At 48.3% G+C, this 12,248-nt stretch carries 5 protein-coding genes; all 5 read right to left on the reverse strand.

Annotation, left to right across the window (positions count from 1 at the left end):
* Positions 1-32: 32 nt before the first annotated feature.
* Positions 33-2,447: an ABC transporter permease gene (locus tag ABV409_RS04625; RefSeq protein ID WP_353876375.1), complete on the reverse strand. Its 2,415-nt coding sequence runs from the start codon at positions 2,445-2,447 to the stop codon at positions 33-35.
* Positions 2,448-2,465: 18 nt separating this feature from the next.
* A complete protein-coding gene (locus ABV409_RS04630; RefSeq protein WP_353876376.1) occupies positions 2,466-4,826 on the reverse strand; it encodes an ABC transporter permease in 2,361 nt (786 codons plus the stop codon).
* Positions 4,827-4,847: 21 nt separating this feature from the next.
* Positions 4,848-7,232: an ABC transporter permease gene (locus ABV409_RS04635; RefSeq protein WP_353876377.1), complete on the reverse strand. Its 2,385-nt coding sequence runs from the start codon at positions 7,230-7,232 to the stop codon at positions 4,848-4,850.
* Between the two features lie 158 nt (positions 7,233-7,390).
* Positions 7,391-9,775 (reverse strand): ABC transporter permease, encoded by a 2,385-nt coding sequence (locus ABV409_RS04640; protein WP_353876378.1) that lies wholly within the window; start codon positions 9,773-9,775, stop codon positions 7,391-7,393.
* Between the two features lie 21 nt (positions 9,776-9,796).
* On the reverse strand, positions 9,797-12,235 hold the full coding sequence (locus tag ABV409_RS04645) for an ABC transporter permease (protein ID WP_353876379.1): 2,439 nt from the start codon (positions 12,233-12,235) through the stop codon (positions 9,797-9,799).
* Between the last annotated feature and the right edge of the window lie 13 nt (positions 12,236-12,248).

A 12,248-nucleotide genomic window follows, 5' to 3' on the forward strand; every position in this document is an offset into this window, starting at 1 on the left:
GTTTTAAGTGATGGCTCAAAAAGTGGACGATATCATTCATTTCGCAAAGCGTCTAAGGGATTGGACACCGCAGCTTTGATCGTTCGGGTGCTAATGGTCAACAGGGCAATGATCAAGGCGAACAAGCCGGCCAAGGCAAAGAAAGACCAGTCCAAATCAATGCGATAGGTATATTGTTGCAGCCAACTTTGGGCAAACCACCAGGCCGCAGGGGACGCGATCAAGAAGGCCAGAAAGACCAATCGCAAAAAGTCCTTGGTCAAAATATAGGTGATCGAACCGACACTGGCGCCGATGACCTTGCGAATACCGATTTCCTTGGTACGTTCGTTGACGATGAGCAATGACATGGCGAACAAACCGATACAGCTCAACACGATCGCAATGATCGACCCACTTGTGATCAAGGAAGCGATGTTCCTTTCTTTTCGGAAGGTGCGATCGACATTTTCATCGAGGAACGACCCCAGAAAAAGGGCATTGGGTTCGATTTTCTTGTATGCCGCTTCAACAGCTTCGACCCCCTGCATCAAAAGGTTAGGGGCGACACGAACGTAGGCGTATTGAAGGGCTTCTTCCCGATCTAAGAAGAGGGTCAATGGCTCAATGCTTTTTGAAAGATCTTGGAAGTTATAGTCTTTCAATACCCCGATCACCTGGTAGTTCAAGCTGTCGGTCACCGGAATAAAAGCGGTCAACGGTTGGTCTTCACCCATTTCTTGTGCCATGCGCTCATTGATCAAAACGGCATGCTTATCATTCTCTCGGGTCGTATCGAAATCCCTGCCTTCGACCAATTCGAGGCCTAGGGTCTTTACATAGTCGTAATCGACGGTAAGGGTATTGGTCTTGATACCTTTTCCTTTATAGCCGAAGCCCCAAACACTGGTATAGCGGCTTCCGTCCTTACCCCTGCCCAGATTGTTGTCAGCCGCGGTAATATCGACGATTTCGGGCCTTCCGCGTAGTTCTTCACGCAACAATTTAACCGCATCATAGCTGTTTCTTTTACCCTCCAACGGAAAGGAAAGTACCTGGGCCTTGTCGAAGCCAAGATCTTTGTTGCGCATAAAATCGACCTGCCCCCAAAGGATGAGGGTTCCGCTGATCAATAGAATGGCAATACTGAATTGCAATACGATCAAGGCATCGCGCACCCGGTTTTTACCGGTTAACTCCAGCTTGCCTTTCAAAGACTGTATGGTGCCCAATCGGCTCAATAAGGTGGCCGGGTAGCCCCCCACTATCAGGGTTATCAACAATACGATTCCCAAGGTGGCCAAGATGATCTTGGCCGAAAGCAATACTTCAAAAGTAGCGGAGGTACGGAACAGGGTCTGGAATTCATCCAGGGCGAGACCACTTAAGGCCAAGCCAAGCGCCAATGCCATTCCGAAAACGAATAAGCTTTCCCCCCAAAACTGGAAGAACAGTTGTTTTTTGTCGGCCCCCAAGGTTTTTCGCATCCCGATTTCACGCAGCCTATGGGCGCTTTTGGCGAGACTCATATTGATGAAATTGACCGAGGCGATGAACAAGATGACGAAGGCGATGCCTAAAATCAGGTAGACGTTCGAACGACTGGTTTCGGCACGCCCCTGGGCATAGGTGGTAAAGGCGATGTCTTTAATCGGGAGCAATCCCAATTGCAGGTAATTTCCGAATTCATTTGGGTTGGCCCCGTCACGCTTTAGCCCTTCAATGGAGTTGCTGTAATGCAGGTTGGTAAACGCATGGCTGTTGCGTTCGACTTGATCTGCGGCAACGCCGTCTTGCAATTGCACATAGACTTCATGGTATTGCGCCCCCCATCGTTCTTTGGTTGCTTCATAGGAAGGGTTTTTTTCAAAAGGCAACACCATTTGAAAATCCATAGTACTTTGATCGGGGCAGTCGATAATCACATCGCGCACCGTAAACGGCACGTCGGCCCCATTGATTTGGACGTTGACGGTCTTGCCGATCGCCTCTTCTTCACCGAACAGCGCTTGGGCGCCTTCTTCGGTCAAGACCACCGAAGAAATATCACGGAGCGTTTTCGTATCCTTGCCTTTGATACTCGGAAAACTGAACATTTCGAGAAAGGAGGCATCCGTCCAAAGAATATCCATATTCAGTTCCTTGTCTTGGTAATTGGCCACCACATCGTCTTCCAAAACCCTTGCTGTACGGGCTATTCCAGGCACCTCATCGTGCAGGGCCCGCGCAAAAGGGGTAGGTTGGCTGGTGCCTACTTCTGTGCCGTTGGGAATTTGCCAGGTGATGTAGGTAAGGAACAGCGAGTCGCCGTTCTCATGAAACCCATCGGTAGCCAGATCGTGTACCGAATTCATGGTCAATAGCGTCGCTACACCAAAAGCGACCGAAAGCCCGATAAGGTTAATCGCGGTGAAAACCCGATTTTTCCAAAGGTTGCGAAGGGCGATTTTCATATAGTTCTTGAACATGTGCTTTCGTTTTTTTGCTTATTCGGTTCGAAGGCTTCGTGCCGGATTGGTTCGTGCCGCTTTGATGGCCTGATAACTTACGGTGACGAATGCAATGGCCAAAGCCAGCAATCCGGCCAGGGCGAAAATCCACCATGAGAGATCGATTTTGTATGCGAAATCCTGCAACCAACGGTTCATGGTAAACCATGACACGGGAATGGCAATGACCAAAGAAATGGCCACCAGTTTCAAAAAGTCTTGTGACAACAGCGCGGTAATGCCGCTTACCGAAGCCCCCAATACTTTACGGACCCCGATTTCCTTGATGCGGTTTTGGGCCATATAACTCGCCAAACCGAACAAGCCTAAACAAGAGATAAGGATGGTCAACAAGGTGAATAGGCTGGCCAACTTCTCGATGCGCTGTTCACTGATGAACTTTCTAGCGTAATCTTGATCGACGAATTCATACTCGAATGGATAGTTCGGATTGTATTTTTTAAAAATGGTTTCAGCGGCAGCGAGGTTATCGGCGGTCTTTCTATTGGCATCGAGTTTGATATGCACCATGGTGAACCAGGCCTTGGCCCCTTCGATGACCATGGGCTCGATTTTTTGAAAAGGGGAATTGAATACGAAATCCTCGACCACACCGATAACGTGCCAATCGATGCCGTTATCCCTGATGGTCTGCCCCAAGGGCTCCTCGAAGCCCATAAGGCGTACTGCCGATTCGTTCAATAGCATGGCCGTTGAATCGGTGGGGTACTTTTTTAGATTGAGATCGCGACCTGAGACCAGACGCAACCCCATCGTTTTGGTAATGGCTTCATCGGCCACCATACGATGCACCAAAGTTTTGTTGTCTTCAGGTTTGCCTTGCCATCCGATGTCCCAACTATTGCTCCAACTTTCGGTAATCGGCGAGTTGGTTTTGGTCACTGACGAAGCGATGCCTCCTTCCAAAAGTTCAGACTTGATGCTGGTATAATGTTTTTCGACATCACCCTCCATTTGCACGTATACGAGATGCTCTTTGGTAAAGCCCAATTTTCGATTTTGTACCGAGTCGATTTGTTGTTTTACGACAATGGTCGCGGTGATCAAGATGATGGCGACTGCGAATTGAATGACCACCAAGACCTTTCTTGGGGTGATCAGTGCACTCATTTTACTGAAGGTACCCTTCAAGACCGCAGAAGGTTTGAAGGCCGACAAGTAGAGCGCAGGATAGCTGCCCGCCAGAATTCCGGTCAACAAGATGATGACCGCTGAAATTCCCCAGAACCATGGGTTTTTCCACTCGATCGACAACGGGGTATTGATCAATTCGGAAAATGCGGGCAGGGTCAAGACCACGATGACCATGGCCACGGTAGCGGCGAGGGAGGCAATCAATACGGACTCACCGAGAAACTGCCAGACCAAGGCTTTTTTTCGCGCACCGACCACTTTTCGGATACCGACCTCTTTGGCCCTTTTTTCGCTGCGGGCGGTACTTAGGTTCATAAAATTGATACAGGCGATGACCAATACCAATAGTGCGATGACCCCGAACAATTTGATGATGTCGATGAGCCCTCCGACTTCCACCCCGTTTTCGAATTCATCGTAGAGATGGGTCCTCGAATAAGGGTATAGAAAGGTGACCATATCCGGGGCTTCTTTGTCGTGGTTCTTCCGCAAGGTTTTGATTTTGTCGGAGAAGGACGCATAATCTGTGCCTTCTTTCAAAAGCAGGTAGGTGGCAATCGAATTGTTGCTCCAATTGACGTCGTCGTACCCTTTTTGTTTGAGGTAAGCCCAAGGCATGAGGTATTCGAACCTGAACTCGCTATTGACCGGCGGATCTTCGAGGATGCCGGTAATCTTGAAGGTGTCGGCATTGTCTACTTTGACGATTCGCCCAACCGCGGCTGTGTTACCGAAGAGCTTCTTGGCAAAGGTTTCGGTGACCACCAGCGAATTCACATCCTCCAAGACGGTCGCTGCGTCCCCTTCGATCAATGGAAAGCTGAAGATGTTCAGAAATGAAGGGTCGACGATGGTTCCATTTGATTTGATGTTCTTATCCCCATGGCTGAACAAAAAGGTGTTTTCGTAAAAGTAACGCGTGGCCTCTTCAACTTCAGGATAGTCTTTTTTAATCGTGGTGGCCATGACCTTTGGTGTCGAATTCCAGGTCCAGATTTCACCATCGACTTTGTACTTATTGTAAACCTGATAGATGCGGTCTTTTTTGGTATGGAATTGGTTGAAACCCATTTCGAAACCCACCCACATCAAGATCAACGCGGTGACCGCCAAACCAATGGAAAGGCCGAAAATGTTCAAGAATGAAAAGCTCTTGTTTCTTAATAGGTTTCTCCAGGCGATTTTCAAATAGTTCTTAAACATGGTCTTTCGTTTTTTGATGGTTTATTCGGTGCGCAGGCTTTTTGTCGGATTGGCCATGGCGGCTTTTATGGTCTGTAAACCAAGGGTCAATGCAGTGATCAACAGGGCGATCAAACCGGCCAAAACGAACATCCACCATTGGATGCTTATGCTATAGGCGAAACTATCGAGCCAAGCCCCCATCAAGTAACCTGCGGCAGGAAAGGCGATCAAGGCGGCGATACCGACCAACAGGATGTAATCACGCGATAAGAGCATTACGATGCGTACGACACTTGCCCCCAATACTTTTCGAATCCCGATTTCCTTGATTTTCCGTTTGGTCAAAAAAGAGATCAACCCGAACAGCCCTAGACAGGAGATGAAAATGGCCAGAAGTGCGATGATGTTCACCGTCTTCAACATGCCCTCGATCAATTGGTATTGGGCACTGACCATTTCGGTCAATGGTGATTGTTCATACCCCCTGCGTGAAGCGATGTTCTCAAAGGCAGTGGCCACTTGGGCTCCGACCGAAGCTTCTTGTCCTTCGACCACTCGAATGCTGAGGTAGCGATGGTAGGCCAAAGCGTCTTTGTCTCGATAGATGTGGACCAAGGGCTCGACCGCATTCTGCATGTCTTCATAATGGAAATCCTTGACGACACCTACGATTTGATGGCCTGGCCCATCATCGCCCTTGTATTTCAAACGCCTACCTTCGATGCTTTTCCATCCGAAGGCCCGCATGGCGGCCTCATTGATGATAACAGGTTGTTCATCGGCCTCGTCTAACTGCATGTCAAAGTCACGGCCCATCCGGATCGGGATGTCAAGGGTCTTGAAATAGGCGTCATCGGCATAAGATCGCCGTAGACGCACATCTTTTTCGGTCGCCGGGTCGTAATAGTTGGTGTAGTTGAAATAATAATCTGAAGGCACCCCCTGACTGGTCGCAACGTTCGTAACGTACGGATTGGCCTCCAGCTCATCGATGAGCCCCCTGAAACTCGAAAGGGCAGCATCTTGATTTTCAAATTCCAAATCGATTTTCCCGACCAAAACCCGATGGCGCTCAAACCCAAGATCAGCACTTTTCATAAAGCCGATCTGGTCGTTCAAGATGATCGCAACGCAAATGAACAGGATCGCGATTACGAATTGCATGATGATAAAGGAATTGCGCAAAATGAAGTTGTTCTTCATCTGAACGGCTTTTCCTTTGATGCCCAGCGAAACCGGGACTTTGATAAAGCGCAATGCCGGAAAGATTCCAACGGAAAGGGTGGCAAGAAGCCCGATCAAGGCAATTGCCAGGAGAACAGGGTAGTCGTTGACGAAATCGAAAGAGATGCTCCCGAACTCCGCACCGAAAACCGCATTCATTCTGGGGAGGTTCACAAAGAGAAAAAGCACTGTTGAAATAATGATGGATATAAAGACCAAAATCCCATTTTCAATACAGAATTGGGTCAGCACATTGCTATTGTTGCCCCCGAGCACTTTGCGTACGGCGATGTTCTTGGTTCTCCGGAACATGGTCGAAGCGTTCAGGTTTAAAAGATTGACCAAAATGATGAGCAACACGAAGAACGAAGCCGCTATGGCCCCACCGATAATGGTTTCGACCACGGGGATCGCATCCATCCGGAATTCGTTATAGGGTTTGACCTCGATCCGGGCAATGGGATCGGGATCGGCATAGTGCGCTTGGGCCAATTGACCGATACGCTGTTCGAAAGCCGCGATATCACTACCGGGCCGCAGCTTGAAGAACACCGGAGAAAAACTATTGCCCCAATCGGTCTGGCTTTTGAACGTCGGATTGTCTTTCAGCAAAGTGTTGGGTAGCAATACCCCCAAACGAAAAGAGCTATACGGACTGATAGGTTCCAGAACACCGGTTACGGTGATGTTAAGCGTGTCGGCAGCGATCAAGGTTTGGCCAACCGGATTCGCATCACCGAATATCTGTTTGCTCACCTTATCGGTCAAAACGATCGAATACTTGTTTTGCAAGGCCGTTTGTTGGTCGCCGTATTTCAGCGGAAGGCTGAATACCTCAAAGAAATCGGGATCGCAATAGTCGGTGCGGTTTTGAAACTCCTTTTCCCCATATTCCAACCAAATATTTCCCCAGCCGTGTAGCGGCGTGCCGGCCAATACTTCGGGAGAAGTGCTGACCACCTTTTCCAACATCGGATAGGGCACGCTGCGATAGTCGTCACCGTCTTTTAGATAGGTTTTGAGGTAATGGATGTTTTCGATATCCTGTATCGGGGCTTCAGCGGTATAGTAGGCATAGACCGAAAACAGTAAGGTCAAGACACTTGAAATACCGATGCTCAAACCAACAAGGTTCAATACCGACAAGGTTTTGTTCTTCCAAAGATTCCGTAACGAGATCTTGATATGGTTCTTAAGCATGACTGCTCGTTTTTTGAGTGATACTTAAGGACTATAAATTATTGTGCCAAAACACAACTGTTTGAAAATGAGCTGATTACTAACAACAGGTATTTAAAAAGCGTAAAATAATTTGACACATTCCGTCTAAATAATTTACACCTTAGGAGGTGGTGGTATCATTCGGAATGCAGGCTATCTACCGGATTCGATGTAGCGGCCTGAAAACTTTGGAACGCGATCGACAAAAAGGCCACGGCCATGGCCAAGAAAGCAACGCTACCTAGGGTCACTATGTTTAGGTCGGTTCGGTACACGTAGCTTTGCAACCATTGTTCGATGAAATAGTACGCGATCGGTGCCGCGATGAAAAAGGCGATCAAAATTTGACGGAATACACCGGTGGCAAGGAGTTTTAAGATTCCGGAGACCGAACTTCCCATTACTTTTCGAATGCTGATTTCCTTGGCCCGCTGCGCGATTTGGAACGAGACCATACCGAATAGACCCATAGCGGCAATGAACAGGGCCAATGCGGTAAAGATATTGAATGCCTTACCCAGTCGCTGTTCTTCTTCATAGAACCGCATATAGCTTTCTTCGACCATACGTACTTCATAAGGTACGATCGGAACGATTCCCTTCATGGTTTCGACAATGTATTCTGAAGTATTCGCGTAATCTTCCATGTCGATATTCAAAATCACATGACCGAAGTTTCTGGTGAAATCGGGAGTTCTCAATGCCATGAAAAGCGGTTCGATGGCTTGATCGAAGGTTTTGAGGTGAAAATCCTTGAGAACCCCGATGACCTTCCCATTGGCAAATGATTTTCCTACGGGTTCCTTCCAGCCTAATTTCTTGACCGCGGCCTCATTCAACAAATAGGCGGTGGAGTCTGATGGGACTTCCTTTGAAAAACTGCGCCCTTGAACGATTTCCATACCGAAAATCCCCAAGAAGTCATGGTCGACATACGACCTAAAGACATAAAGAGGGGCGTTGTCAACATTCCCTTCCCATTCCGTAATAGGGCCTTGACTATTTACGTCAAAGGGGAGTTGAGACGTCAGTGAAACGTTTTTGATCGATGGATGTTCCAACAATTTCTGTTTTAGCACCTCTTGTTTTTCAGTGATTTCCGATTCAAAGTAGCGCACATGAACCAGTTGTTCGTTGGAATACCCCAGGTCTTTGTTCTGAATGTAATGCAATTGTTGGTAGACCACCACACTTGCTATGGCCAAGGCGATCGCCACTGTGAATTGACCGACAACAAGCACGTTTTTTAAACCAATCCCTTTTTTACGTCCTTTAAGAAAGTTGCCCTTCAAGGCTTTCACAGGGCCGATTCCTGACAAGAACAAAGCAGGGTAGATACCCGCAAGCAACCCGGTCAAAACCGTAGCAAGCAAAAGCGGTACCAGGGTCGGCAGCTGGGTGACAAGACCAAAATCGATATCGCGGTTCAAGATCGCATTGAAATAGGGCAGTAAAAAATAAGCCAGTACCAAGGCACAGGCCAAGCCGGCAAAGACCATGAAGAACGATTCACCGAGGTATTGAACGATTAGACTGGAACGTTTTGCCCCTAAGACTTTGCTCACCCCGACCTCCTTGGCCCTTTTTGCCGATTTGGAGGTGGCTAAGTTGGTATAATTGACTGCCGCAAGAACCAGAATGAACACTGCAATGAGAGCGAAGAGGTTGATGACCTTCAGATTGCCATTTACTGCTAGCTCCTTATTCATTTTTGACTTCAAATGGATGTCGACCACGGGTTGTAGTTTGTATTCGGGATAGAATTCAAACCCTTGATTGGCATAGGCAGGTTTGGCAATGGCTTCGTACACCTTCATTTTTTGTTCCAAGGTCTTATAGGCCTCGGGGGCATTGGTGGTCAAGTAGGTATGGTAGTTGTTACTTACCCAGAACCCAACGTCGTTGGGGTAGTAGGCCTGACTTTTATACGAAACGATGAATTCGTAAGTAAAATGTTGGTTTTTCGGAGGGTCCGCTACGATGCCTTTAACCGTAAAGGCGCGGCCGTCGCCAAAGGTCAACACCTCGTCTATGGGCGAGCCGGCCCCAAAGTACTTTTTGGCCAAAGACGCGGTCAATAGGATGTTGCCGGGGTCTTCCAAGGCTTTTTGGGCGTTCCCTTCTTGAACTTCGGTGGTAAAGACATTGAAAAAGGAACTATCGGTAAACAGTCCGCGATGGACGGAAGAGAACTCGTCTTTGATCAACAAAGCCATACCGGTGTTCAGGTTGGTGACATGTTCGACTTCGGGAAAATCTTCCAAAAGTGCCTCCCCCAGGGGCAAGGGTGCCAAGGCGAAGAAATCGGTACCTTGATAGCTGTTGCCTTTTTGCTGCTGAACGATCCGAAAGATGCTATCCGATTTTTCATGGTGGCGGTCGTAGCTTCGCTCGAAGTTCACGTACATCGTCAACAACACGAAACAGGTCATGGCGATGGTAATGCCGGTAAGATTGATCGCCAGATAGGACTTGTTCTTCAACAGGTTTCTCCAGGCAAGCTTGAGTTGGTTTTTGAACATGATAGTCTGTATTTGCGTTGTTTATTCGGCCCTTAAACTCTTTACGGGATTGACGATGGCGGCTTTGATGCTTTGATAGCCGACGGTAACCACGGCGATCGAAGTGGCTAAAAGGGCGGCCATAAGCAACATCCACCATTGGATTTCGATTCGGTATGAAAAGTCTTCGAGCCATTTGTTCATGGCAAACCACCCTATGGGCAGCGCGATGAGAATGGCGATACCGACCATCTTCAGAAAGTCGGTGGTCAGTCGGTAGGAAATCTGGCCAACGCTCGCCCCTAAGACTTTCCGAATCCCGATTTCCTTGGTCCGTTTTTGTGCGTTGAAGGTGGCCAGGCCGAAAAGACCCAGACAAGCGATCAGGATCGAAAGAACGGTAAATATCGAAAAGATACTACCGAGCCGTTGTTCCGATTCGAAACTTCGGTTGAAGGAATCGTCCATAAAATAGTAATTGAACGGTTGACCAGGGGCAATGCTATTCCAGACCGATTGGATATCGGTAACCGCCGCGGCGATATCTTGGGCTTCGATCTTTATGGCCATGGATGCTGGAAACCGGCCAATACTAAGGAAAAGGGCTTCGATATTATGGCGCATCGAACTGTAATGGAAATCCTTGATGACCCCGATGATGGTCTGGTAGCTGATGCTTTCGTCATCGGCCCCCAAATCGGAAGAGATGCGCAAGCCCAAGGCTTGCTCAGCGCTGACGTTCAAGGTGCGCAGTGCGGCTTCATTGATGATAACAGCGGTCGAATCGGTCGAAATGGACGAATCGAAATCACGACCGGCAACCAGTTCCAAACCTAAGGTGGCGATATAATCGTGATCCACACTCCAGTTTTCGACATTGATGGCATCTTCCTGGTCGCGAGACCCTTCTTTGAAAAATGTCTGCCCGGTGCGTGCCGATGGGGTCGGCAGAAAACTGCTCAAAGTCGCGTTTTTCACCTGTGACAATCGCTTTAGCTCCCGCTTTAAGACTAATTCTTGGCCATTGGCATTGTTCACATCATCCAAAACCAAAATTTGGTCTTTGTCGTACCCTAGCTCCTTGCTTTGGATAAAGCCCAATTGTTGGTAGACCACCACGGTGGCTACGATCAACAGTATGGAAACCGCGAACTGGAAAACGACCAAAGATTTTCTAATGTTGTTTCCACCGACGTTGGTAAGCCCGCTACCCTTGAGTACTTTGACCGGGATGAAGCGCGACATAAAGAAGGCGGGATAGGTGCCCGACAATAACCCTAGTATCACGGTCGTGGTCAATAAGATCATCCAGAACAGTGGTTCCGCAAAGGGTATGGCGATCGCTTTGCCGGCCAATTCATTGAACATCGGTAGTACTAAAAAGGCCAGTCCTACAGCGACCAACAAGGATAGGAAGCAGATTAATCCCGATTCGATTAAAAACTGACGGACCAAATCGCTCTTATTGCTGCCCAAGGTTTTGCGGACTCCCACTTCCTTAGCCCTTTTTAAGGAACCCGCTGTTGAAAGGTTCATGAAATTGACCATGGCCAGGACCACCAAAAACAGGGCTACGAAAGAAAGGATGTATATGTTTTGGATACTGCCGTTCGCGCTGAGTTCCGATTTCATTTTGGAATGTAAATGGATATCGGTCAATGGCATGGTTGTGTAATCGAGAAAATTGCCCGAGGCGCGAAATGAAGCTTCCGTCATGCCCGGGTAAAAATCCTGTATCCATGGTATCAAATAGCGCCCCATCAAAGAGTCGAGGCCTTCTTGAAAAGCCACCATATCGGCCCCAGGCACCATTTTGACAAAGGTATAATACGTTAAGCTTCCCCAGTGGCCGACCTGTGCGAATCGGTAACTCGGCATCGACATGAAGACCGTGTGGTCGCGCAAGAAGGAGTTCTTGGGAAGGTCTTCAATGACACCGGTCACTACAAAGGTTTCGCCATTGTTGACCACCATATTTTGACCGACGGCATTGGTCACGCCAAAGTGTTTTTCTGCGGCCGAACGGGTCAAAACCATGGTGTTGGGTTGGGTCAGGGCGCTTTTCGCATCCCCATCGATCAAGCGGATGCCAAAGAATTTGAAAAAGGTCGAATCGGCAAAGGTAGTCCGCTCTTCTTTGACGTTCGAACTTACGTTCGCCTTTCGGATGAGCAGGCTGCCTTGGTCCCTGAACCGTGTGGCCAACTCGACTTGCGGGTAATCACGCATCAATGTTCCGGCCATGGGTTCGGGAGCTTCGGCAAGTTGCTCGGGCAACCCACCGAATTGTACGTCGGCGTCGATTCGGTAGATGCGTTCGGCGTCGGCGAACATGGTATCAAAACCCAATTCATCATGTATGAACAGACCGATCAGTAGGGCCCCTGCCATACCTATGGCAAGTCCGAAGGTATTGAGAAAGGTGAAAAAGGGTTGCTTTTTCAAGCTTCTCCAGGCGATTTTCAGATAGTTTTTGAACATGATGATGGATTTT

Source organism: Flagellimonas algarum (genome assembly GCF_040513375.1).
GTDB classification, from domain to species: Bacteria; Bacteroidota; Bacteroidia; order Flavobacteriales; family Flavobacteriaceae; genus Flagellimonas_B; species Flagellimonas_B algarum.